25 protein-coding genes and 1 other annotated feature are annotated in these 25,844 nt (G+C 25.2%); of the genes, 13 read left to right on the top strand and 12 right to left on the bottom strand.

Going from position 1 to position 25,844, the window contains the following annotated elements:
- The first annotated feature begins 153 nt into the window (after positions 1-153).
- The gene (gene pdaA / locus JNUCC81_RS06620) at positions 154-975 is read left to right on the top strand and encodes a delta-lactam-biosynthetic de-N-acetylase (protein WP_454095860.1); all 822 of its coding nucleotides are present in this window, start codon (positions 154-156) and stop codon (positions 973-975) included.
- A gap of 114 nt (positions 976-1,089) precedes the next feature.
- On the opposite strand, the gene JNUCC81_RS06615 is transcribed toward pdaA, so the two are convergent.
- Entirely contained in the window at positions 1,090-1,593 is a 504-nt protein-coding gene (locus tag JNUCC81_RS06615) for a hypothetical protein (RefSeq protein WP_454095859.1), read from the bottom strand.
- A 129-nt stretch (positions 1,594-1,722) separates the two neighbouring features.
- Between JNUCC81_RS06615 and JNUCC81_RS06610 the strand changes: the two genes are divergently transcribed.
- Positions 1,723-3,168, top strand: a complete 1,446-nt coding sequence (locus tag JNUCC81_RS06610; RefSeq protein ID WP_454095858.1) for a CehA/McbA family metallohydrolase — start codon at positions 1,723-1,725, stop codon at positions 3,166-3,168.
- Between the two features lie 17 nt (positions 3,169-3,185).
- On the opposite strand, the gene JNUCC81_RS06605 is transcribed toward JNUCC81_RS06610, so the two are convergent.
- The 3 genes from JNUCC81_RS06605 to JNUCC81_RS06595 all read right to left on the bottom strand — a co-directional run bounded on the left by JNUCC81_RS06605 (position 3,186) and on the right by JNUCC81_RS06595 (position 6,009).
- Positions 3,186-4,199: a SpoIVB peptidase S55 domain-containing protein gene (locus JNUCC81_RS06605; RefSeq protein ID WP_454095857.1), complete on the bottom strand. Its 1,014-nt coding sequence runs from the start codon at positions 4,197-4,199 to the stop codon at positions 3,186-3,188.
- 284 nt (positions 4,200-4,483) lie between these two features.
- Complete coding sequence (locus JNUCC81_RS06600; protein WP_454095856.1) at positions 4,484-5,311, bottom strand: MerR family transcriptional regulator; 828 nt, start codon at positions 5,309-5,311, stop codon at positions 4,484-4,486.
- A gap of 62 nt (positions 5,312-5,373) precedes the next feature.
- Positions 5,374-6,009, bottom strand: coding sequence for a YitT family protein (locus JNUCC81_RS06595; RefSeq protein ID WP_454095855.1), 636 nt, complete (start codon positions 6,007-6,009; stop codon positions 5,374-5,376).
- A 241-nt stretch (positions 6,010-6,250) separates the two neighbouring features.
- On the opposite strand from JNUCC81_RS06595, the gene JNUCC81_RS06590 reads away from it, so the two are divergent.
- A complete protein-coding gene (locus JNUCC81_RS06590; RefSeq protein ID WP_286184246.1) occupies positions 6,251-6,379 on the top strand; it encodes a hypothetical protein in 129 nt (42 codons plus the stop codon).
- 67 nt (positions 6,380-6,446) lie between these two features.
- On the opposite strand, the gene JNUCC81_RS06585 is transcribed toward JNUCC81_RS06590, so the two are convergent.
- Both JNUCC81_RS06585 and JNUCC81_RS06580 read right to left on the bottom strand, forming a co-directional pair.
- Positions 6,447-7,097: a Dph6-related ATP pyrophosphatase gene (locus JNUCC81_RS06585; protein WP_454095854.1), complete on the bottom strand. Its 651-nt coding sequence runs from the start codon at positions 7,095-7,097 to the stop codon at positions 6,447-6,449.
- Positions 7,098-7,137: 40 nt separating this feature from the next.
- Positions 7,138-7,566 carry a DMT family transporter gene (locus JNUCC81_RS06580; RefSeq protein WP_208334704.1) on the bottom strand — a complete coding sequence of 143 codons (429 nt, stop codon included), beginning with the start codon at positions 7,564-7,566 and terminating at the stop codon, positions 7,138-7,140.
- Positions 7,567-7,897: 331 nt separating this feature from the next.
- Here JNUCC81_RS06580 and JNUCC81_RS06575 point away from each other — a divergent pair, with 331 nt between their 5' ends.
- Positions 7,898-8,440: a DUF308 domain-containing protein gene (locus tag JNUCC81_RS06575; RefSeq protein ID WP_454095853.1), complete on the top strand. Its 543-nt coding sequence runs from the start codon at positions 7,898-7,900 to the stop codon at positions 8,438-8,440.
- 24 nt (positions 8,441-8,464) lie between these two features.
- Here JNUCC81_RS06575 and JNUCC81_RS06570 read toward each other — a convergent pair whose 3' ends face one another.
- Entirely contained in the window at positions 8,465-9,883 is a 1,419-nt protein-coding gene (locus JNUCC81_RS06570) for a VanW family protein (RefSeq protein ID WP_454095852.1), read from the bottom strand.
- 193 nt (positions 9,884-10,076) lie between these two features.
- On the opposite strand from JNUCC81_RS06570, the gene JNUCC81_RS06565 reads away from it, so the two are divergent.
- Positions 10,077-11,015: a TIGR01212 family radical SAM protein gene (locus JNUCC81_RS06565; protein WP_454095851.1), complete on the top strand. Its 939-nt coding sequence runs from the start codon at positions 10,077-10,079 to the stop codon at positions 11,013-11,015.
- Between the two features lie 192 nt (positions 11,016-11,207).
- Complete coding sequence (locus tag JNUCC81_RS06560) at positions 11,208-11,795, top strand: zinc dependent phospholipase C family protein (RefSeq protein WP_208334708.1); 588 nt, start codon at positions 11,208-11,210, stop codon at positions 11,793-11,795.
- A 31-nt stretch (positions 11,796-11,826) separates the two neighbouring features.
- On the opposite strand, the gene JNUCC81_RS06555 is transcribed toward JNUCC81_RS06560, so the two are convergent.
- Positions 11,827-13,062, bottom strand: coding sequence for a competence/damage-inducible protein A (locus tag JNUCC81_RS06555; RefSeq protein WP_454095850.1), 1,236 nt, complete (start codon positions 13,060-13,062; stop codon positions 11,827-11,829).
- 174 nt (positions 13,063-13,236) lie between these two features.
- On the opposite strand from JNUCC81_RS06555, the gene JNUCC81_RS06550 reads away from it, so the two are divergent.
- The 3 genes from JNUCC81_RS06550 to JNUCC81_RS06540 all read left to right on the top strand — a co-directional run bounded on the left by JNUCC81_RS06550 (position 13,237) and on the right by JNUCC81_RS06540 (position 16,517).
- Positions 13,237-13,953 (top strand): M15 family metallopeptidase, encoded by a 717-nt coding sequence (locus JNUCC81_RS06550; RefSeq protein ID WP_454095849.1) that lies wholly within the window; start codon positions 13,237-13,239, stop codon positions 13,951-13,953.
- Positions 13,954-13,975: 22 nt separating this feature from the next.
- Positions 13,976-15,889 (top strand): ABC-F family ATP-binding cassette domain-containing protein, encoded by a 1,914-nt coding sequence (locus JNUCC81_RS06545; protein WP_454096376.1) that lies wholly within the window; start codon positions 13,976-13,978, stop codon positions 15,887-15,889.
- A gap of 106 nt (positions 15,890-15,995) precedes the next feature.
- Positions 15,996-16,517: a GerMN domain-containing protein gene (locus JNUCC81_RS06540; protein WP_454095848.1), complete on the top strand. Its 522-nt coding sequence runs from the start codon at positions 15,996-15,998 to the stop codon at positions 16,515-16,517.
- Between the two features lie 85 nt (positions 16,518-16,602).
- On the opposite strand, the gene JNUCC81_RS06535 is transcribed toward JNUCC81_RS06540, so the two are convergent.
- Entirely contained in the window at positions 16,603-17,424 is an 822-nt protein-coding gene (locus JNUCC81_RS06535) for a tetratricopeptide repeat protein (RefSeq protein ID WP_454095847.1), read from the bottom strand.
- Positions 17,425-17,648: 224 nt separating this feature from the next.
- Positions 17,649-17,866 (top strand) — a binding site (T-box leader).
- A 198-nt stretch (positions 17,867-18,064) separates the two neighbouring features.
- Between JNUCC81_RS06535 and JNUCC81_RS06530 the strand changes: the two genes are divergently transcribed.
- Together JNUCC81_RS06530 and JNUCC81_RS06525 are read left to right on the top strand one after the other, a co-directional pair.
- The gene (locus tag JNUCC81_RS06530) at positions 18,065-19,441 is read left to right on the top strand and encodes a YjiH family protein (RefSeq protein ID WP_454095846.1); all 1,377 of its coding nucleotides are present in this window, start codon (positions 18,065-18,067) and stop codon (positions 19,439-19,441) included.
- A 188-nt stretch (positions 19,442-19,629) separates the two neighbouring features.
- Positions 19,630-20,271: an isochorismatase family protein gene (locus JNUCC81_RS06525; RefSeq protein WP_454095845.1), complete on the top strand. Its 642-nt coding sequence runs from the start codon at positions 19,630-19,632 to the stop codon at positions 20,269-20,271.
- Between the two features lie 51 nt (positions 20,272-20,322).
- Here JNUCC81_RS06525 and JNUCC81_RS06520 read toward each other — a convergent pair whose 3' ends face one another.
- Positions 20,323-20,913 carry a DUF3867 domain-containing protein gene (locus JNUCC81_RS06520; RefSeq protein ID WP_454095844.1) on the bottom strand — a complete coding sequence of 197 codons (591 nt, stop codon included), beginning with the start codon at positions 20,911-20,913 and terminating at the stop codon, positions 20,323-20,325.
- Between the two features lie 214 nt (positions 20,914-21,127).
- Between JNUCC81_RS06520 and JNUCC81_RS06515 the strand changes: the two genes are divergently transcribed.
- Complete coding sequence (locus JNUCC81_RS06515) at positions 21,128-21,574, top strand: YrvL family regulatory protein (RefSeq protein ID WP_208334714.1); 447 nt, start codon at positions 21,128-21,130, stop codon at positions 21,572-21,574.
- Positions 21,575-21,596: 22 nt separating this feature from the next.
- Here the strand turns inward: JNUCC81_RS06515 and JNUCC81_RS06510 are convergent, their stop codons facing one another.
- Positions 21,597-22,868: an HD domain-containing phosphohydrolase gene (locus JNUCC81_RS06510; RefSeq protein WP_454095843.1), complete on the bottom strand. Its 1,272-nt coding sequence runs from the start codon at positions 22,866-22,868 to the stop codon at positions 21,597-21,599.
- 217 nt (positions 22,869-23,085) lie between these two features.
- On the opposite strand from JNUCC81_RS06510, the gene JNUCC81_RS06505 reads away from it, so the two are divergent.
- A complete protein-coding gene (locus JNUCC81_RS06505; protein WP_454095842.1) occupies positions 23,086-23,433 on the top strand; it encodes a RidA family protein in 348 nt (115 codons plus the stop codon).
- A 38-nt stretch (positions 23,434-23,471) separates the two neighbouring features.
- Here JNUCC81_RS06505 and JNUCC81_RS06500 read toward each other — a convergent pair whose 3' ends face one another.
- Complete coding sequence (locus JNUCC81_RS06500) at positions 23,472-25,811, bottom strand: bifunctional diguanylate cyclase/phosphodiesterase (protein WP_454095841.1); 2,340 nt, start codon at positions 25,809-25,811, stop codon at positions 23,472-23,474.
- Positions 25,812-25,844 lie beyond the last annotated feature (33 nt).

Here is a 25,844-nt window from a genome sequence, read left to right as displayed (position 1 = left end):
ATTGTCGATTATATTTACATGCTTAATAATTATATGACAGTTTTGCCCAAAAAGTAAAAGTGTAATTTAAAATGTATAATTTTAATTTTATTATAGAAACTATATTTAAGTTAATAATCATTTTAAATTTTACAACTTACTAGAGGTGATATTATGAATAAAAGAAATTACAGGACTTATTTCATAATAGGATTTTTTATTTTAGTATTTGGAGGATTAGTTGGTACTAACTTTTACATGCTAAATAAAACTAAAACTCAAATATCAAATGGTTCTCTTAGTACACAAGAGTATAGTTGGTATTTCAATCCTAGAAATGACGGAAAACAACCAGAACCTATAAAAGAAGCTAGCTTTTTTAATAAGTATAGTTCTTATTATGTAGGTAATCCGGATGAAAAGGTATTATATTTATCTTTTGATGCTGGATATGAAAATGGTAATACTGAAAGCATTCTTGACACTTTAAAAAAACATAATGCTAAAGCTCAGTTCTTTGTAGTAGAAAGTTATATAAAGAATAATCCTGAGATAGTAAAGAGAATGGAGAAAGAAGGCCATTTAGTTTGTAACCATTCAAAGTCTCATCCTTCTATGGCTTCAATTACAGATTTTGAAAAGTTTAAAACTGAAATTATAAGTGTAGAAGAAGCTTACAAGGAAGTTACAGGAAAGGATATGCCTAAATATTTTAGACCTCCAATGGGTAAATTTAGTGAACAGTCTTTAAAGTATACTCAAGATTTAGGATATAGTTCAATCTTTTGGAGTTTTGCATATGTAGATTGGTATAATGATAAGCAACCATCACACGAATTTGCAAAAGATAAAATATATACTAGAACTCACCCAGGCGCAATAATTTTACTTCACCCTAATTCTAAAACTAATACAGAAATATTAGATGAAGTAATAACTCATTGGGAACAAGAAGGATACAAGCTAAAAACATTAGACTACTTAACTAAAAAATAGTACCCTTGCTTAAATTAAATAATTAAAATTTATATAAAAAGGATATAAAGTTAATTCACTTTATACCCTTTTTATATATTTTAGGTAATATAAGTAAAGTAAATTTTTTATTTATTATGCATCTATAAGTATATTTTTACCTTTAAAATCTGCTACCCAATAGGGCTTATAAATACTTTTAATCTCTTTTATATATATATTTTGAAAACTAATTTTATCTAGGTTTTCTTTTTGATATTTATCCTTTAAAAAGAATATTATTTGTGCTTTAACTCCCTCTATCATATCGTCTTCTTTTATTTTAGATCTTTTAATACAACTTTTTGATATATATCTTTTTGATGTATTTGGAACATTATCTATTGATTGAGAGTATCCATTGTATGTATTTACTAACATGGTTATTTTATTTCTTTTAGTGTTTTGTCTAAACATTTTATTTCTTTTTTCTTTAGTTATAACTTCATAACTTAATACCTTAAATTCTATGTATTCTAAATGTACATCAGTTGCTACACTATTAAATTGAGCCACTCTACTCATTAATGGCATCTTACTTAAAATATGCTTTTTAGCTTCTTTTTTATTTACTTTAGACTCAATTACTTCTACTCTCATAAACTTCCTCCTAAGATGAATTTTTTTATCTTAGTAAATTATATTAAAGTAACCTATAATTTCATGTATGTACAAATAAAAATTACATATCATAAGTATTATATTTTATTTTAAAAGGAATGATTATATATGTATTCTAAGATTTTAACAATAATTTTAGCTCTTTCTCTTTTATTATGTTTTTCTAATATTTTTAAAGGGAAAGATTTAACAAAAGAAGACATTAAATATACTTATAATAATGATGTCCCTACTATAAATGAACAGGATATACTTCCTCCAAATGTAAAAAACATATCTCCTGGAAAGTGCCAGCAATATATAGTTAGTAAGCCTACTATAAAAATAAATTATAATGATGAAAGTGGTATAGATACATCTTCAGTAAAACTGTATGTCAATTACAATGATGTAACTAAAAAATGTACAATAAGTAATCATACAATAATTTATACTCCAGATAAAAAATTTAAACGAGGTAATCAAATAGTTAAACTAGAAGTGTCTGATCTTTCTAAGAATAAAAATAATACTACATTTGAATGGTATTTTACAGTTGGTACTCCTGTTTATACTCACTATTATGGTTTGCTACACTCTCATACAAGTGCAAGTGACGGTCATGGTACCTATGATGATGCTTATTATATGGCAAGAGATAAAGCAAATTTAGACTTTTTTGCAATAACAGAACACTCAAATATGTTGGACAATAATTTAAATTGTAGTATAGAGGATGCATCTTCTAGTAAAAAATGGAATGAGCTTATAAAAGCTAAAGATAAATTTAATTCAAACGGAAATTTCACAGCTCTTAATGGTTTTGAAATGACCTATCCTCATAACTCAAAAGATCCTATAGGCCATATTAATATATTTAATTCAAATGGATTTGTAACTGAGAAACATCCTAATATGACTTTAGAAAATTTTTATAAATTAATTTATGACCAAGGAGATTTGATTGGTCAATTTAATCACCCTTGTGATAAATTTGGTAAATTTGATAATTTAAAATATTCTCCTTATGGTGATGAGGTTATATCTCTTATTGAAGTTGGTAATGGATACAATAAAAATTTATCTAAAAATATAATCTCTCATGATATGTACCAATTAGCACTTGATAATGGCTGGCATGTGGCTCCTACTTGTAACCAAGATAATCATAGAATAGATTTTGGTGTCGCTAATGAATTTAGAACAGTTATACTTTCTACTGATTTGACTAAAGATGCTTTATTTGACTCTTTAAAGAAAATGAGAGTTTATGCTACCCAAGATAAAAATATAAAAATAGATTATACTATTAATAATCTACCTTTAGGCTCAACTATAAGTAAAACTTCAAAATTAAACTTTTCTATAAGTGCAATTGATAAAGATTTTGATGATAAAATAGAAGAGATTCAAGTTGTAAGTAATAATGGAGAAATTATTAACAGCAAAAAATTTAATTCTAACTTAGCTAAATTGGACTTTACTTTAAAACCTACTAAAAATAAATTTTATTATGTAAAAGTAATTCAAAATAATGAAAAAATATCAGTAACAGCTCCAATATGGGTTAAATAAAAATTGGATGATAGGATTTACCTTCCTATCATCCAATTTATATATACTCCCATTCCATTTTTAGTGTCGTCATTACATACATGAGATAAAGCACCTATTAACTTACCATTTTGTATTATAGGGCAACCGCTCATACCTTGAACAATTCCTCCATAGTTTTCAATTAAATTTTTATCAGTTACCTTAAATTCAAAACCACATATTTCTGGTTTATTTTGTTCATTAATTTTAGTTATCTCTATATCATATGAATTTTTTGACGAATCCTTATCATCTTTTATTAAAACTTGGGCCGATCCTAAATTTACATCATCCTTATCACCTAACTTGTATATACTAGCATTTTTAAATACTTCATTTCCTATTATTTTTCCTCTTATTCCAAAGTCGTTTATATTTAATATATTACCTTGAACACCATATATTTTTTCACCATACATATTTCCAACTTCATTGAGATTTGATTTTTTTATTTGCTTCAACTTGCACAAATATATATCTCCCTTTTTTGATAAAATATCAGGTGAATCAGGTATTCTCATATTATGTCCTAAAGCACCAAAGGTACTATCCTTTGTATTTATATAAGTTAACGATCCAGAAAAAGGTACTTCTTCTGTGAAATAACTAGGGTTAATATCATATTTAGAAAGATATAAGGTTTTTATTTTATTATCTCTAAGTATTTTTAATTTTATATTATCATTATCTTTCATATTTATATTTAAAGTTAATATATCTTTTCTAGTTGCATTAGTTATAAAGTCTTTATTAAATGCTTTTTTCACAGCATTTCCTTGTATATAAGTTATCAAATCATATTTTTTCAGTTTAAATCTACTATCATCTTCTACATAAAACATAAGTTTTTCGGTTTTTATATTTATGTGAAGAAGTTCTCCTCCTACAATAACTTCTTGGTCTATATTTTTATTATTCTGTATTGAATAACATTTGCTAGGTAACAATAGTATAACTAAAAAAATTATTAAGGAAATTATTTTTATGTCAATCCTTTTGGATTTTGTCATCTAGTCTCTCCTTCCTTAAATGTTTTGATTTAATTTTATTATATGTAAATCATTATATTATATAATGGTAACTAATTTATCATTATTTAGTATTTACTTATATTTGAATTATTTACTTATACTAAAAAAGTAATAAAATTTACTTAGTAAACTTTATTACTTTCTTCCGATTTATACTTTACCATGACACATAATTAATAAATAAAAAATAAAAATATAAAAAAGTATATATATTATCTATATATATTTTATATTTATGATATTATTCTACTTTTTGTTACATTTTAATTCATCTTTTTAGTATTAATTTTTACAGGTATTTGTATTTCTGTAATAAATTCTTCTACATTTCCTGTTTCATGAATATCTATTTTATATATTTCTATTGGTTCTTTAATAACCTCATATTTATTAGTATTTATAAAATCTAACATTTTATTAATATATTCTTTGTTATTTTTGTAACTACCTTTATAAGTTAATATTACATAGTATCCTTCATCTACAACTATATTATAAATATCTTCATCATCTTCTAAAAAACAAAATACTGATTTAAACTCGTTAAATATTCCTTGATTTATTTTTTCTAAGTTAAATACTGCTCCTATATTATTATTTCCTAATATATTGAATCTATCTTCATATTCTTTTTGTAATTTTTGAATTAAAAAATCTACATCTTCATCTTTTTTTATATCTGCATTTAATTTTAAAGCCTTTCTTTTATTTATGTATACAAGATTTATCTCATTTATATTAGACTCATTTATAACATTATTAATTGAATCTAATCTTTTATTTATACTTTCTCTATAATTTAATAATTCTCTTATTTTTTCATCAATAAGGTTGATTTCTTCATTTAATATTTTATTAGTAGTTTCTATATTTCTATCATCCAAATATTCTTTTATTTTTTTCATAGAAAAATTTAAACTTCTAAGTTCTTTTATTAAATTAAGTCTCCATATATCTGATATACTATACATTCTATATCCATTTTTATCTCTAAATGGTTTTAGTATTCCTATCTCTTCATAATACATTAAGGAGTCTCTTCCGATTCCATAAATTTTAGATATTTCACCTATTTTATAATATTCTTTCATATATTAACTCCTTTAAATTTAATATTAATAGGCTATGGATTATAATCCATAGCCTATTAATATTATACCAAAATTCCATCTTCTACATTTTCTTTATTATCTTCATTTTCATCTTTATAAAGTAAACTTATAATTTTTCCACTTATACTTACTGCGATTATTGAGAAAAATATCTGTCTAAAATCTAAGTATGATAATGATAATAGAAGAACAACTATATCTGTTATTAAATATATATGGTGAATTTTAAGCGGTGTAAACTTATTGCCTAAAAGAGCAATGACATCATCTCCACCGGATGCTCCCCCACCTCTTACAACGAGACCTACTCCAATACCTACCCCTAGACCTGCAAATATACTTGCAAGTAACATATTATTTAAAAGGTTTGGAACTATAAATCCTATACTTTCCCATATCTTATATGTTGATGAAAATGTAATAGTTGCTGTTAATGAATATAATAAAAATCTTTTTCCAAAGAACTTTGAACCAAGTGCAAATAATGATAAATCTATTATTAAGCTTGTTATTGAAGGAGATATATCAAATAAATTCTTCATTAAAAGTAATAAACCTAATACTCCACCTTCCGTTACATTGTTTTGATAATTAAAATTGTAACTTCCAAATGATAAAATAGTTGAACCTATTATTATCAATAAAATACTTTTTACTATTTGTTGTTTTGATAGCAAAATATCACTCCTATTTGTATAATTACTAACTAATTTTTTCCTTAATATTAGTATATACCTTAGTATAATACCAATGTACATACTTTTTTATATATAATTTCTAACTTCTAAATTTAAGCGCATGTAAATAGCTTAAAAAATAAAGTTTTTATTAATTTCCAAATATGTAAATATGTATTTATCATAAAGAATTAAAAATTTACACAAAATATATTGAATTTAATTTTATGGAGGTGCAACAATGGAAAATAATTCTTATAAAATAGCTCATATAACTAAACAAGAAGAAGATGCTATTAAAAAAGCTGAAGCTGCATTAAAGAATGAAACTGGAAAAGATTTTGTTGTTATAGCATGGGAGAAAAAATAATACTTTATTAAAAGCAAAACACCTAAGGTTATATAACCTTAGGTGTTTTGCTTTTAATAAAACTTTTTTATACAATATGTAAATGACCGTATCCATTAGCAATTATTTTATCAGATATTTTAAAATCTATAGCTTTTTTAAATATAGGTCCATCTATTACAAAGGTATGATACTCTCCATTTTCTCCACATGGATCTGATCCAGTCTTCTTTATATCACTTATAATTTCTCTAGTCAGTTTTTTACCTAAAAATTCTTCTCCTAAGTTATTTAAGTTTACTTTGTTTATTATAGTTGTAAATCCGCTATCTATAAATTCATAAACTAATTCTTCTCTACTGCCTTGCCATAGAGGGAATTCTGACTTCATATTAGCAGCCTCGCATCTATCTACTCCCCACTGTCTATGATGAACTATATCTATGTCTCCATATGCGCAAATAGTAGCTCCCATATCTTTAGCTACTAAAAGCATTTCTTCAAATGTTTTTTCATAGTTAGAAACATCACATTCAGCTTTTATAAGAGGTATATTTAAGCTTTCGCTAACTTGCTTTAATAAGTTATGGTTTAGACCATGAGTCCATGATTCATCTTCATTTTTTTTAACAGCTGTTAAAAGTGCTACTGGTGTATACCCTCTTTTTATCATTTTATATAAGGCTAATGTACTATCTTTACCTCCACTAAATGACATTACGAATTTTTCATTAGTCAATTTTTAATACCTCCAAATATCTCTTTATATCTTATTCTCACTAATTGAGTATAAAGAAAGTTCCTATTACTAGTAAAACAGCTCCTATGCCTTTATATAAGTGTATCGATCCTTGTCCTAAAATAAAACTATCTATTAAAAATCCTATAAGCATTTGTGATACTACTATCAACGTCAGAGTATTGGATACCCCTAACCCTGGTATAGCCCTTACAGTAAAATATATTACAAGACCTCCAAGTACCCCGCCTATTAGTAACTTTGGATCTATATCATTTATATTACCTAATGATTTTAAATCTCCTGTTATCAAAATACTTATTAAAAAAAATATAGATCCTACTATTAGACTTATAAAGGTTGCTGTTAATGCAGTTGTACTTTTTCCAAGTTCTCCATTTACAAATGCTTCTAAAGCAGTTGATCCACCTGCTAATACCGCACATAGTATTGGTACTATATTTGACATACTCACCCTCCTTAAGATTAATATTTATTAATATACTTTATGATATAACTTTTTTATTAATACCATATACACTGTGTCTTAATAAAACTTTGATATGGTGAGTATTATCAATATATAATATTTTCTATATTTTCCTTAATATAAAAGGTAGCATATCATAGGAATTCATTCAATATTTTTATACTTTATTTTAAAAACCAATGCAATCATTTCAATAGTAGTAATGAGACTTTTATTATATTTGACTTTAAAACTATTTGAGTAAATTGTAATTTTTGTTATAATTAATTAAAAATTAATGTATAAATTTATAAACAGCGAGGTGAAATTTATGTTTCAAATATTTAATATTAACTTTGATAATATGTTAAAAAAAGAAAACTCTACTAAATTTATATTAATAGGAGTTTTATTATTAGTTCTTGGTGCCTTTTCTTTTTTTAATAAATATCTAGGTATAAAAATTATTTCTATGGCTTTAAGTATAGTTTTATTATTTTTTGCATACTTAAACTTAAAAAACATTAATGATCTTAGAAGATATGCTTCTAAAGAAGAAATAAGGCCATTTACAAATTTACAGATGATACTTTTAATTAGTGCGGTTGTATTATTTTTATTCCCAGAAAAAATACAAGTTCTTATTTCTTCTACTGCCGGAGCTTATATTATTTTTTCTCAAGTAAAAAGATTAATAGTTAACAAAAATAATCCTTATTATAGATTTGGAGCTTTAAATATATTAACTATATTATTTGGATTTACATTAATATTATCGCCTCTATTTTTATCTAGGTTCATAGTTTCAATATTGTCTATTTTAATAATGCTAATAGGTTCATATTTAGTTTCTATGGGAAATAAACTAAAATAAAAAAGAGGACATTTGTCCTCTTTTTTATCTATATACACTAGTATCTATATGTTTTTCATATACCTTTTTACCCTCTTTATCATATCCATAAAGATATGTATTTGCTACATTTCCACTTGCATATCCTACAGCCTTGTATTCAATTCCATTAAGTGCTTTTTCATTTGACCAAAACTCTATTGTTAAAGTTCCTCCGCCTGCTTTTGTGTTTATCACTAATGGGTATTTATATGTATTTTTAAACTTATAATCTATACTTCCTGTAGCTAATGTAGCATCAAGACCTCTTGGGACATAATGTACTGGTTTTGAATGATTTCTTCTTTCAGTTGGAACTATACCTGCTTTTAATTGTGTATTATATAAAGTTGATGATACCTGACAAACTCCTCCACCTACTCCATCTTTAAGTTCTCCATTTACTATAACAGGTGCATATGAATATCCATTTTCTATAGTTATATCACCTAAAGTCTTTTCATAAGAAAATTCTTGTCCCGGCATTAATATCATATTATCTAATTGCTTTGCTGCAAGTTCTACATTTCTTCCTCTTCCTCCACCTGCTCCATAGCTAGTTGAGTATGTTGATATTTTAAAGTTTACTTTCTTTAGCTCTTCCATTGGTATATTTGGATTTTCAGTTTTATATTTTGCATCTATTTTTAAATTTTGATTATATATATTTTTTTCTTTCATACATTTTTGTATTTCATTAAATAATTTATTTTCGTCAAGTTTTATACCATCTTTTCCTTCTACAAAATTTATATTTTCTCCATTTATTATAGCTTCTGGTTCTTTAGATTTTTTATTAGTATCTTTTGCTACTTCCTTTATAAAGTTTTTGATTAAATTATCATTTGTATTAATAGTAAATTTATAGTCTGCATTTTTACCAAATGTTATTTTGCAAAACTTTTGTATAAAATTGCCATCCTTTCCATAACTCATAATCTCATCTTCTAATTGATTCATATTATATCCTGATGCAATGTCTTTAATCTTTAGTTTGTATTCTTTATTATTAGCTTTTATATATATTTGACTTTTTTCTATACTATTTTCTATAGATTCTAATTTTGATTTCAACTGTTTTTCATATAATTTTGATACATCTTCTTTGTATACAGTTACATTTGGATATACTAAATTTTCATACTTTGATGTTTTTATATACATTACTATAAATAATAATATTAATACACCGATTATAATCCATATAATAGCATTTCTTTTGTTTTTACCACATTTAGATGCTTTTTGTAGGTCTTCCTTTTCCTCATTATTAATTTCCTCATTTTCGATAAGTACGTTCTCACTGTCATTATTATCATCTAATACTTCTTCATTTTCAGAAACATCTTTTATCTCTTCTTCTGTTTGATTAGAAATATCACCATCTTTAATATTTCTACTTATACTGTCTTTTTCTTCATCCATACTTTACCCCCCTCAAATATCTGATTAGTAAATTTTATTAGGATATAAATATATATATTCAGTAAAATATGTAACAGTATTGTAATTATTATTCATGCTAATATGTAATTTGTATATATAATTTATTTATGGTAATATATTTTAATATAAATTATTTACTTCATAAAATATAACTTAGAAAAAGGTGATATAATTGACAAATTTTAAATATGCTTTTGATAATAAAAGATATCATACATGGAATTACTACCTTAGAAATACTTTTGGTGAAAAAGTGTTTAAGGTATCTATAAATGCAGGTTTTACTTGTCCTAATATAGATGGAAAAGCTGGATACGGTGGATGTACTTATTGTAGCAAAGAAGGTTCTGGAGATTTTGCTGGAAATCCTAAAGATAATCTTATTAAACAATTTGATGATATAACTCAAATGATGCATAAAAAATGGGCCTCAGCAAAATATATAGGCTATTTTCAAGCATTTACTAATACTTATGCTCCATTAGATGTTTTAAAGGAAAAATACGAAACTATACTACAAATGGATAATGTTATAGGGCTTTCTATATCAACAAGACCTGATTGTCTTCCTGACGATGTGATTGAGTACTTAGGAGAACTTAATGAAAGAACTAATTTATGGGTAGAATTAGGACTTCAAACTATTCACGATAAAACCTCTAAACTTATAAATAGAGGTCATGATTATGAAGAGTTTCTTAAAGGTATTGAAAAATTAAAGTCTAAAAATATAAAAACTATAGTTCATATAATAAATGGCCTTCCAGGAGAAGATTATAATATGATGATAGAAACTGCTAAAGCAGTTGCTGATTTAAATGTGGATGGTATTAAAATACATTTACTACATGTTATAAAAGATACTCCTATGGAAAAAATGTTAGATAAAGGAATGTTAAATTTAATGACACAAGATGAGTATGTAAACTTAGTCTGTGATCAATTAGAGATACTTCCTGAAACTATGATAGTTCATAGACTTACTGGAGATGGAAAAAGAGATGAACTTGTAGGACCTTTGTGGAGTTTAAAAAAATGGGAGGTTTTAAATGCAATTGATGATACCTTAAAAATACGTAATTCTTACCAAGGTATAAAATATAAAAAATAAAAAACACCTATAATGCTAATACTGGCATTATAGGTGTTTTTTATGATATGAATCTTATATCATTTCTAATAATTATTACATTATTTACATTAATTTCATATTGTAAATTGAATAATTTATTGATATCATTAATATGTCTTATAAATTTTGGTTGATTAACTTTAACCATTTTAAACTAACGAGGTGTAAAATATGTTAATGAACGCTCATTTTTTAATAGCTAAATCATTACTTGGAAATATAGATTATAACAAATCGTTTTTCGTAAGTGAAAAAAACTTTATCTATGGTAATATAAAGCCCGATTCATCATCTAAATATGTCTTTCAAAAACATTATCTTGATGAATCTCTAGATACTATAGTATCTAAAATAAATCACTTATGTAGTCTTACTTTAGATTCTTTATCTAAATATTTTTCTGTAAGCAAATTCAGCCAAGAATTAGGTGTTATTTGCCACTTTTTATGTGATTTTTTCTGTGTTCCTCATAGCCAACGTTGGGAGTTTAAACATAGTATGAAAAAACATATGGCCTATGAAAAAGAGCTATCTATCGTGGCTAAAGAAATCGATTTATCTAAATTTAAAGGGGATGTTATAACTCATGATAGCTTCGAAGATTTTTTCTATGAGCTGTATAATGAATATGTAAAAAAACTAGATTACAAAAATGACTTGCTATTTTCATCTTATATATGTAATAGTGTCATTGATTATATATTAGATTCTATATTAAAAAATACAGTAAAATCTTACACTATGCTTAAATGTATTTAGGTGTTGAAAATTTTCAACACCTTTTTATTTTTTATAATTTTAACAATTCTACCCTTAATTCATTTAATAGTGTCTTTGTTGCCCTCATTCTAATTTGTTGTCGATCTCCATTAAATACAAACTTCTTTACTATAGTTTTTCCATTTATGTAAATTCCCATATATACAAGGCCAACCGGTTTATCATCAGATCCACCTTCTGGTCCTGCTATTCCAGTAGTTGACAATCCAACATTTGTATTAAAGTTTTTAGCTATACCCATAGCCATTTCTCTTGCAGTTTGCTCACTTACTGCTCCGTATGTATCTAGTGTTTCTTTTTTTACACCTAACCTATTAATTTTAGCTTCATTAGAATAGGTTACACATCCTTCCATAAATACAGAAGATATACCTGGATAGTTTATAAGTGAACTACTAACTAATCCTCCTGTACAAGATTCTGATGTAGAAATAGTCATATTTTTTTCAACTAATAGCTTTGCTACAACTTCTTCTATAGATGTATCTCCTTCTGCGTATATAAATTCCCCTACTCTTTCTCTAATTTTATCCTCTACTTCACTTATAAGATTATTAGCTTCTATTTTATCTTTAGCTTTAGCAGTTATTCTTAAAGTGACATCCATATTGCCTACATATGGTGCTATCGTTGGGTTACTTTGTTCTTTTATTATATCTATTATTTTGTCTTCAAGTAATGATTCTCCTATTCCAAATAGCCTTAACACCTTCGACTCTAAAATACTGTCTGTTGTATTTTGTAAATACGGCTTTACGTAGTTTTCAAACATAGGTATCATTTCTCTTGGAGGTCCTGGAAGCACTATTATTGTCTTGCCCTCTTTTTTTAGTATTGCACCTGGTGCTGTTCCATTTTTATTTTCAAGTATTATTGAATTTTTTGGAAAATACGCTTGCTTTTTATTATTTTCAGTAAGTCCTATATTTAATTTTTCAAAGTGCGATTTTATCTTATTTAACGATAGTTCATGAAGTATTAATTCTTGATTAAAATATTTACATGCTACTTCTTTAGTTATATCATCATCAGTTGGACCTAATCCTCCTGTTGTTATTACTATATCACTTCTTTTTAAACTATCCTCAAGTACTTGTAATAGTCTATTTTCATTGTCTCCAATACTAATTTGATAGTAAACTTCAATTCCTAATAATGCTAATTCTTTAGCTAGATATTTTGAATTGGTATTTACTATATCTCCTAAGAGTATCTCAGTTCCTACAGTTACTATTTCTGCTTTCATATTTATCACCCCTATAAATATAATTTTAAACTATTTTATTTAAATTAGCTCAATTTTAAAATACTATTACTTTAGTTTCTTTTTATGAGTTATAATATATATAGTTTTTTTTATTATAACAGTATAAATTTTTTAATGAAAGGGTGATTCCTTATAAAAAAACTAATATATTTATTGATACTAGGTATAATAATCACTCCAATCTATATTATACAAAAAGCTAGCAACACCAATTTAGAAAAAGATGGTTTTAATATAATACAAGAAACTTCAAATTTAGATAATGACAATAAAAATTCTTCTGAATATGTTTCTTCTAAAATTGAACCAGTATTTTCTTATTCCCCCATTCCTGATAATATAAGGAGTAAGATGATAGGTTTATCTATGCCTAAATCTGAGCCCATAAGCTTTGATAGTCTTAGTTATCTAAAACTTAGTTACTATGACTTTGATGGAAATACTCATATTGGTGAAATGGTTGTAAATAAAGATATTGCATCTGATGTTGTAGATGCTTTTAAAGAGGTTTATTATAAAAAATATCCTATTGAAAAAATAAGATTGATAGATGAATACAATGCTGATGATGAACTTTCTATGTCTGATAATAATACTTCTTCTTTCGCTTATAGAAAAATTAAAGGTACTAATGTTATATCAAACCATGGAAAAGGTCTTGCAATTGATATAAATCCACTTCAAAACCCACATGTAGTCGGAAATACTGCTAATCCTAAAGAAGGCTCTGATTATATTGATAGATCCAATATAAGAAAGGGTATGATTATAGAAGGAGATGACCTTTATAACGCCTTTACTCATCGAGGCTTTAGCTGGGGTGGACATTGGAAAAATCCTGATTATCAACATTTTGAAAAAAAATTATAAATATAGAAATATAGGTGATGTTATGAATTTAATGACTTTAGAAAATATAAGTAAAAGTTACTCTGAGAAAAAATTATTAGAAAATATATCTTTTGGTATTAATGAAGGAGAAAAAATAGGTATTATAGGTGTTAATGGTACAGGTAAATCTACTTTACTTAAAATTATAGCAGGAACTGAAATATGCGACTCTGGTAATATTACTAAGGCTAACAGAGTTAGAATTGAGTACCTTCCTCAAAACCCTGATTACAATGAAAATTTAACTGTTTTAGAACAAGTTTTCAAAGGTACTTCTCCTGAAATGAAATTACTTTTAGAGTACCAAGAAACACTAGAAGAAATTAATAAAAATTATAATGATAGTTTAAATAATACGCTAATTTCTATACAAGAAAAAATTGATGCTCTAAATCTTTGGGATTTAGAAAGTGAAGCTAAAAATGTATTAACTAAGCTTGGCATAACTAATTTTAATCAAAAAATAAAAGAATTATCTGGTGGTCAAAGAAAAAGAGTTTCTCTAGCTTCAGCTTTAATAACACCTTGTGAATTATTGATATTAGACGAGCCTACTAACCACTTAGATAATGATACTATAGACTATTTAGAAGAATACCTTAATTCAAGACGTGGTTCTTTAGTTATGATCACTCATGATAGATATTTCTTAGATAGAGTATCAAATAGAATTATTGAACTTGATAAAGGAAGATTATTTAGTTATGATGGTAACTACTCAGTCTTTCTTGAAAAGAAAATGGAAAGATTAGCTCTTGAATCTAGTATGGAAGAAAAACGTCAAAATCTAATAAGAACAGAACTTGCATGGGTTAGACGTGGTGCTAAGGCTAGAAGTACAAAACAAAAAGCTAGACTTCAAAGATTTGATGAACTAACAAATAGAGAACATATTTCATCTGATGAAAAAATGGATATATCTGTAGGTTCTAGTAGACTTGGTAAAAAAATTATAGAAATTCACAATATATCTAAATCTTTTGGAAATAAGCTATTAATAGATAATTTAGAATATACATTAGCTCGTACTGATAGAATCGGTATCATTGGTAAAAATGGTATGGGCAAGTCTACTCTTATAAATATATTAAATGGTGAGCTTAAACCTGATAGTGGTAATATAGAAATTGGTGAAACGGTAAAAATAGGATGCTTTAATCAAGATGATTCTCATATGCATATTGATATGAGAGCTATTGATTATATAAAAGAAGCTAGTGATTATATAGAAACTAGTGATGGTACTAAAATATCAGCTTCTCAAATGTGTGAAAGATTTTTATTTAACTCTACTATGCAGTATACTCAAATAGGAAAATTATCTGGTGGAGAAAGACGTAGACTTCATTTACTTAGAACATTAATGATGGCTCCAAATGTTTTATTACTTGATGAGCCTACAAATGATTTAGATATAGATACTCTTAATATACTTGAAAATTATATTGATGAATTTAGCGGCATTGTTATAACGGTTTCACATGATAGATATTTCTTAGATAGAATTTGTAATAAGATATTTGCTTATGAAGGTATAGGGAAAATTCATATATATACAGGAAATTATAGCGATTACCTTATTTATAAAGAAATTCAAGGAATTGAATTTAAAGAAGATAAAGTTGAAAAAGAAGTTTCTAATTCTCCAAAAAAGGAAAAACCTAAAAATGATAAAAAACTTAAGTTTACTTATAACGAACAAAGAGAATTTGATAGCATAGATAGTGATATAGAAAAGCTTGAGCAGAAAATTGAAGAACTTGAACAAAGTTCTGTAAAATTTGCTACTGATTTTGTTAAATTACAAGAAGTACTTGATAAAAAAGCAAATGCAGAAGCAGAACTTGAACATAAGTATGAAAGATGGGAATATTTAAATAATCTAGCTGAAGAAATAGCTAATTCAAAAAACTAAGAGCTATCCCATATGGGATAGCTCTTTTTATTGTCATTAAACTACTCTTTTTTTCATAAATTTATATTAAGTGTCTATAAATTTATATTTAAAGGAGCTGTATATATTGAAAAAGTTAATATTTCTATTTTTTATAATTGCTACTCTGTTTATTTCTTTAGTAGGATGTAGTAGTACTTCTGATGCAAACCAAGTAATTGATACTACTAAGTCCGAGACTTTTGGTAAAAACAATGAAGGTAATGTTTTAGCAACCATATATACATCTGATTCTTCAGCTGAAAATATTATTAATAAAGAAATTGCTTTAAAAGAATTAAGCGCAGATTCTTTATTTAATGAATTGAAAAATCAAAAAGTAATAAACGAAAATACAGCATTAAATAATTATAAATCTTATAAAGAAAATGGCCAAATAATCGGTATTATAGATTTTTCAAAAGAATTTTATGACTCTAATTTAGGATCTTCTGGGGAATCTCTAATGTTAAATTCTATAGCTAAAACTTACATTGATAATTTTAAATTAGATAAATTTAAAATATTAGTAAATGGAAACGAATATGAAAGTGGTCATATATTATTCGAAAAAGATGATTTCTTTACTAAAGATGGCCTAAGTAATTAATTTTTAGGTTTATTTTTTAACAATATTTTTATAAAAACAGCTAGATTATTATTTAAAATCTAGCTATTTTTATTTTAAAAACTATCTACTCTTCTATAGGTTCATCTATATTAAAACTATAAATTATATGATCTATCACCTCTTCATAAATAGTATCAAGGTGCTTATCAACAATTACTCTAACATCATAAACTCCTCTTTTACCTTTAGCTATAAATATATAGTTATAAGTTCCATCAATACCTTCTCCGCATATAAGTTTCCCATTGCAGTTTCTATTATTAAAATCAACAGATTCTATACATCCCATATTATTTGCTACACTATCTAGTGATACACATCCCGCCATATTATAGGGTATCTCGATTAAGAATACTTGCATTTTTATATTAAATATAACATCTCCATTAAAATTGTCTATAGCTACTGCATCAAAACAATCTTTATTTTTAGGCTCTAGATTAATCCAATCATTTGGAATATCTATACTAAATCCTAATCTGCTTTTTTTATTTGTAAATCCTATATCAATTTTTTTATCTAAATTAGGTTGTTCATTATATCTTATTTCTCTTAAAAGTTCTCCTGATTTTTTAAATCCATGCTTATAAGATTCCATTAAATACTTTTTAGCTTTATCCTTATTTTCCTCTACCCCTAATCCATCTTTGTATAATCTTCCTAGTTCATATTGCGCCTGAGAATTATCACCTTCTGCACACTTACTTAAGTAAAATACTGCATCTTCATAGTTTTCTTCATCTAATAAATCCATTCCCGTTTCAAAGTCGCTTAACATATTGCCTTTACTTTCTAGTACATGTTTTATCATTTCCTTTTGATGTTGCAGTTCTCTTTCTCTTTTTTGTTCATTAAACATTTCCCTAAATATATTATTAATGGCCATAATTTACCTCCCTAGATAAACTTTATACATTAATATCATTTTATTTTTATTAATCTTATTATGTTACTTTCTTTAGCTATTAAATTATTACCTCCAATTCTTTGTATATTTTTTAACATTTATTTATATATTTTTTTGAATTTTTCAACAATAAAATTTTTTTCAGTAAATATCGTTGACTTTTCTCTAAAATTATTTTAACATTAAATCAACAAGTCAATATTTTACATTCAGTGATGAAGAAAGTAGGTTATATTAATTTTATAGAGAGCCAAGGGTGGTGGAAGCTTGGTATTGAAATTTAACTGAAGAGAGCTTCTGAGAATATTACCTGAAATTAAGTACGGTAATAGGTTATCTCGCCTTAAGAGATTTGAGTGGATAAAAATATTAATTATTTTTATCAACGAGAGTGGTAACGCGGAACTTTTTCGTCTCTTGGTCTTTCTAGACCAAGGGGCGTTTTTTAATTTCAAGGAAACTGTACTTTGTCTGATTTATAGATAAAATATAGTTTTCAATTGCTAGGCTTTAGCAATAAACCTGATTTATAGGTTATTTGAGCTATGTATTAGCGAACTAATTGAGCGACATTAGAGAAGTTAATTTTTTATTTTATTAAAATTTGGAGGTTAAAATTATGGAAAAAAATTTATCAGCAACCCAGAAAAATAACTCGGGATTAATGAAATTCTTAATACCATCACTATTTGGATTAATACTATTTATAATCCCAATACCTTATGGAAGTATTGTTCCTTTAGAAGGCTTATCACCTATAAACATAGGTATAGGATTTTTATCAGAACTTTTTAAAATTACAGTTGGAGAATCACTTAATACTTTAGCATTAATAGTTATAGTATCATCTGCAGTATTATCTATTTTAAGTAAATTTATAAATATAAAAAACGAATTTTTAAATGGACTTTTAAACGTTTCACCATTTTGGTTAGTGTGTAGAATACTAGGTGCAATATTTATTGTTATGAGCATATATCAAGTTGGTCCTGAGTTTATAAATTCAGAGGTTACAGGTCAAACTATGTTAGGTTTGCTTCCTAGCTTACTTGCAATATTTTTAGTATCAGGATTTTTATTACCACTTGTAGTTGACTTTGGTCTTATGGATTTATTTGGTACTTTAGTATCTAAATCTATGTATAAATTATTTAAGGTTCCAGGCCGTTCTGCTGTAGATGCTATTTCTTCTTGGCTAGGAGATGGTACTTTGGGAATAATGATAACAAATACTCAATATAAGCAAGGTTTTTATACTGCTAAAGAAGCTGCGATTATATCAGTATGTTTCTCTTTAGTATCACTACCATTCTCAACTGTTATAGCAGATCAATTAGGATTTATGCCTTTATTCGTTCCTTTTTATGGTACAGTATGCGTTGCATCATTAGCCTGTGCATTAATAATGCCTCGTATATACCCTCTAAAAGGATTTAAAAATACTACATTTAACAACGTTGATCACTTAAAAGAAGAATTCGTTCCTGAAGATGCTAATATATTTGAGTTCGGTTTAAATAAAGCTATATATAGAGCATCTACTGCTCCATCAATAAAAGATATATTAATAAACGGATGTAAAACAGTAATAGATATGTACCTTGGTTTATTACCACTGGTCATGGCTTGGGGAACTTTAGCATTAATTGTTGCAGAGTTTACGCCATTTTTTAATATTATATCTTTCCCAGTTGTATTTTTATTAAAATTATTACAAATACCTGATGCAGTTCAAGCTGCACCTGCTGTACTTGTTGGTTTTACAGATATGTTCTTACCATCAATAATGGTATCTGGTGAAGGTATAAGCCAAGTAACTCAATTTATAATAGGTGCATTATCTATAACTCAGTTAATATACCTAACAGAAACTGGTGCTGTTATATTAAAATCTGATATACCACTTAATTTAAAAGATTTGTTTTTAATATTCTTGACACGTACTTTAATTGCTTTACCTATAATAACTTTACTTGCTAAACTTATAATTAAATAAAAATTTAATTATAGTGTTTCAATTTTATAATTAAAGCATATTATATATAAGGAATGTATTCGACCTTTGCGGATAACTAATTCCTTTTAAAATACTACTTTTATTTTAAAAGTAGTATTTTTTATTGTAATACATAAACTTGACTTTAATTTCTTTAGTATGTACAATTTTAAATATGGAGGTGTTTTATGGAAAATTTATTAAAAGAATTAAAATCTTTAAAAGAAAATCTTGATAATTTACCTATAGAAAATATATCTAATTTTGACCTTAAAAAAACTTCTCTTTTTATAGTCGATATTAATAATGGATTTGCAAAAAATGGTGCACTATACTCTCCTAGGGTAGAAGCTCTTATAAGTCCTATAGCAAATTTTACAAAACATCTATCTAGTAATGAAATAACTAACATAATAGCTTTTACAGACTGCCATACACCTGAGTCTATAGAATTACTAAGTTATCCTTCTCACTGCTTAGAAAATGATTTAGAGTCTCAAATAGTTGATGAACTTAAATTTATTGAAAATATACATATCTTACCTAAAAATTCTACTAATGGATTTTTCGCTTTAGAAAATTTAAATTTTAATAATATCGATAATATAATAATAGTTGGTGATTGTACAGATATTTGCATATATCAATTTGCTGTAACACTAAAAGCTTACTTTAATCAACAAAATATATCTAAAAATATAGTTGTTCCTATAAATTTAGTCGATACATATGATATACCTAGTGTACATCCTGCCGAACTTTTAAATATTGTATTTTTAAATAGCATGATTCAAAATGGTATAAATGTTGTAAAAGAAATTTCTTATTAAAAAAAAACTATGAAATTAAAACTTTTAAGTCTAATTTCATAGTTTTTTATTTTAATAATCGTATTCGCTATAATTTTCGCATAGAACTACTCTTATCTTTTTATTAAACATATTTTTATATGCTAGTAAAAATTCATTTAATTCTGCATCCATAAGATTCACTTTTTTATTGCTGTAAAGCATTACTTTTTCTTGATCTATTATTACTTCTATATCATTATTATCATTTTTTATATAAGTAGTTATGCAACTCTTAGGTTGAATTTTAGCTCCATATTTTTCATAAAATCCAGCACTCTTTTTTATTGCTTCCATATTTTCATTTGTCATGTTACTTAAATCAATATTCCCAAAACCTGCTGAAGATGGATCTATACCAAAATTTTTAAGCTGCTTTTCAACTTCTTCTGAGTCCATCCCATATCTTTCCATAAACTTTTTTTGTATATTCATGAATTTTTCTTGAGATATATTATTATCATTCATATAATCAAATATTTTTCTTGAAAATTCAGCCATTGTTAAACTTCCATCCATAACAGAAAAATATAAATTATACATATATTGCTCAAATTTATCTACATCAGCATCTTTGACTTTGTTTTTTAAATCATTAAAATCGATTATTCTATCATCTGACATCTTAGTTCCTCCTAGCTAAAGTTTTCCTTGTATATGATTATATCATACATATTAAATAGATGTACTTTTCTTTTAAACTTAATTATTTAATTAAAATTGCATTAATTCTCCTTAATAATATTAGTATATATATCATTTTTTTAATATTATATCATAAAACAATACATTAATATTCATGTATATAGTATTATAGATTATATACACTATTTGGGGAGTGGTTATTATTAACAATAAATATAAATTTCCTTTTAATGAAATTATTTATTTTATTTTATTTATTTTATTTTTAGTAATTATAACATTTTCTATATTCACAGTTGTAGGAATTGGATTTTTATCTTTTTTAGGATTTGAGTATGATTCTATTAAATCTGTATTTATATTTTTTGTAATATACTTTTGTATAAGTAAGGTTACTGATATATTTTATACAAATATATTAGATTTTATAAAATATTCAAATAGATTACCTTATTCTCTTTATAAACTAATAGACTTCTTTATCGATTGTAGCTTAACTTTTATTATAATAGATATACTTGATTTCTTTATAAAATCAGTACGAATTCCAACAAAAACACAGATTTTATTTGCAATATTATCTTTCGCATTTTCTGAGTGTATAGATTTTATTACTAAAGATAATATAAGTGGAGAGTAAAATTTTTTACTCTCCACTTATATTATATACATAATGAATCCATTTCTATTGCTATATAATTATATGCTTTTACCATATCATTTAATATTTTTTCATAATTATTTCTATTTTCAACAATACACTCTAAGAATTTCTCATAATTATGATCTACTATTTTTACTAAATTTCTATCAATATAATTTGAATTACACATACTATAAAGTATGTTTAATACTTCATCTTTTGAGAACGGATTTTTATAAATTCTCTTTTCCGTTAATGCACAGAATATATCACTTATACTTATAACTCTATCACCTATACTTAGTTCATCTTCTTTTAATCCCCTTGGATATCCACTTCCATCTAATCTTTCATGGTGATTACAAGCTAAATTAATTAATTCTTTATTTATTCCAGCTTCTTCTAATATATCTCTTGAATAAACTGCATGCTGCTTCATTATTTCAAATTCATTCTCTGTTAATTTTCCTTCTTTTTCTAGTATATGTTTTGGTGTACATACTTTACCTAAATCATGTAAATATGCCCCTATTTCAATCTTATTTTTATATTCTTCATTTAAGTTCATTTCTTCACATATTTTTTTAGATATTGAGGATACACTAACAGTGTGAATAGAAGTTTCAAAGCTAAAAAAATCTATTGATAAAGGTAAAAATATTAAGTATTCTTTTGCCTTATCTAAATTAATTTTTATAGACTCTAACCTTTTATTTAATTTTAATTTATATGTTGCGTTTACTATATCACTTATCAAGCCTTCATTTTCTATTAATCTAAATAAAACATCTACATGGCTGGGTTCAAATATATTCTTATTCAACCCTTTTAAATCATCAATAATTCTTTTTTCATCATAGTTTAATAAACTACAAAGTATAGATACTCTATCTGCTAATCCTATTAAGAAAGCTTCTTTAGGTATTTCAATTCCTTTTATAAACTTATCTTTATTTTTATAAGAGTGATGATGATATAAAACAGCTTCTGACATTTCTTTAAATAGTTTACTATTATTTAAAATAATATATCCATAAATAGAATGCCTGCCTGTATTAGATATTTCAAATTTTTTAAAATTTTTAATTCCTTCTGTTTTATATGCACCTATATCGTGTAGTATTGCAATTCTTATTATTATATCTATCTTATCATTGCTATATCCCAATTCTTGCGCTATTTTATAGGCTATATAAGCAGTCTCCTCCCCATGATTTACTACATACTTATCTATTCTTTTTAATATATACTGATTAATTTTAAATAAATCTACTGCACTTATTATTTCCATATATAAGTTATGACACCCCTTTAATTTACATCTAGTAAATTTTCTTTTAACCCTTTATAATTGATTATATTATATGGTTACATTTTTTTCCATATTACCATTTTTATCATTTTAATTTTCTATCTATATTCGTCTGATAAATTGAATTTTTATCCTAGATTATTAAACACATCTATATTATAATTTATATTGTCAAAAATTTTTGGAGGTTTGAAATATGGAAATAAAGAGATATGAAGGAAATCAAAGAATGAGTAAGGCAGTAGTTCACAATAATACAGTTTATTTATCTGGACAAGTTCATGCTGAAGGTGATGTTAAAGAACAAACTGCACAGGTTTTAGCTAAAATAGAAGATTTATTAAACAAATATAATTCAAATAAAGAGCATATACTATCTGTTACAATATACTTAAAAGACATAGATAATGATTTTGCTAATATGAACTCTGTTTGGGATGAATGGATACCAGAAGGATTTAAGCCTGCTAGAGCTTGTGTTGAAGCTAAGATGGCTAGAGAATGCTTATTAGTAGAAATGAGTGTTATCGCTGCAACAAAATAATTAAATAAAAGCAGACTTTAAACAAAGTCTGCTTTTATTTATAATAAATTATTTATTTCATCACTAGGTATAGGTTTACTAAAGTAATATCCTTGAATATTACTACACCCTAAGTTTCGTAGTATTTCTAATTGTTCTTCATTTTCAACACCTTCTACAATAGTTTTCATTCCTAATTTTTCAGACATCGTTACTATAAGTTCTACCACATCTTTATTTTTTTTACTATGAATAATATTATCTATAAAACTTTTATCAATTTTAATTATATCTATTGGAAGATGTAATATATAGCTTAAGGATGAGAATCCTGTTCCAAAATCATCTACTGCAAATCTTATTCCTTTTTTAGATAATCTACTCATTATATCAAAAACCCTATTATATGAATGTATAAATATATTTTCAGTTATTTCAAATACTAATCTACTGTACCCTATATTGTATCTGTCAATAATTTTAATTACATCTTGTTCAAAGTTTTCATTCATAAATTGTACTACAGAAATATTTATAGATATAGCATCTATACTTTTACTTTCCTTATCTAGTTCTATAATTTTTTCACATGCTCTTTCTAATATATATAATCCTAGATCATATATCTGGCCTGTTTCTTCAGCTATGCAAATAAATTCTATCGGTGAAATAAATCCAAGTTCTTCATCTACTATCCTTATTAAGGATTCTATTTTATTATATTTATTTTCATTAATAGTCATTATTGGTTGATAGTAAATTTTTAATTTATCACTTTGAATTGCAATATCAAGAATTTTTTTTATCTTTTTATTTCTTTTTATATTGGTATCTTTAGAATCGAAATAATTAGTTTTTTGATTTTTATATTTAGCTTCTTTCATTCCATATTCAAAGCTTCTTAAAATATAATCTAAGTCATTATTATCTGAATTATAATCACTTATTAAAATAGTTACTTTTATAGTATAGTTAATTTCATTTACATTCCATGTTTTCTCAAACCGTCCATGTATTTTACTTACTATATCTAATGCATCAAATTTATTATTTTCTTCTAAAAGTATGATAAATTCATCATCCCCATATCTAAATAGATTCTCTTTATCTGTAATACTTAATAAGTACTTAGCTATTTTCTTTAAAAATGTATCTCCATTTCCATATCCAAACTTTTCATTAAATAATTTAAAATTATTTATATCTATAACTAATATACTTCCGTATTTACCTTCTTTTTTTAGTATGTTATTTATCCTATTAAAAAATTTATTTTTATTATTTATCTGTAATAAGGTGTCAGTATATGCTAATATCTCTAACTGGCTCTGTACTTTTTTTACTTGATTAGACATATTATATAAGCTATCTTCTATTAATCCAAATTCATTCTCTTTATTATATATTTTTTTTACATCATAATTGCCATTTTTAATATTTTGAGCCATCTCTATTATATATTTCATTGGTGACCACACTTTATTACATAAAAATATAATTAAAACTACAGTTAAAATTATTATACTAAGGAATATAAGTCTTATATTTTTTATAGCTTCATTAAACTGATTTATTATATAATCTATATCTACTAATTTAATAATACTTACTCCATTTACTTTACTTTCTTTATAATCTATAATATAATCATTATTTTCATTTAAAGCCAATTTTATATTTTTATATTTATCCATTTTATTTATATCATACATATTATAGTTAATAGATTTAATACTATTTATATCTTTAACTTTATTATTTGAATCACTAATAATATTTCCTTTTGAGTCTAATATTAATGTATTCATATATTTTTTATTACTAACGTCTTTAGCTAGTCTGGATATTTTGTCTATATTTATATCTACTCCTAATACTCCATTTATATCATCTTTATACTTTATAGCTTTACTTAATGTAATTACATTTTTATCTTTCCATTTATAAATAGAACTAAGTACAGATTCATCTTTATTTTTAATAGCATCTTTATAAAAAGGTCTTTTTACATGATTATAATCTTTCGGTAAATTTGCATCGCTATCCAAGTATATCTTTCCATCTTCAAGGGCTAAGTATATATGTTCAATACTGTCACTATTTCTATTTAAACTATACATACTCTTTTTTAAAATCTTCTCTAAATCTTTATCATCATCTAATTCTATTTGAGTTTGTAGATAATTTATATTTTGCTCTATAGTAAGCATATATTTTACTAATACTTTATCTAGTAAGTCTATTTGGTAGTGTATTTCTTCTTTTACTTTTTCTATAATATTTTTTTTACTGCTATATACTTGAATTGTAGAAAAGATTATTATTGGTACCATAATAATAATTAATAAAATTAGGATAAATTTATACTTAATACTTGAAAGAATTTTGACTTTTTCCATACTAATTTCTCCTGCTTACCATCTAGCAAACTG

The sequence above is a fragment of the Faecalimicrobium sp. JNUCC 81 genome (assembly GCF_053667625.1).
Note: the sequence above shows the minus strand (reverse complement) of the source record. Positions and strands in the feature narration are given on the sequence as shown.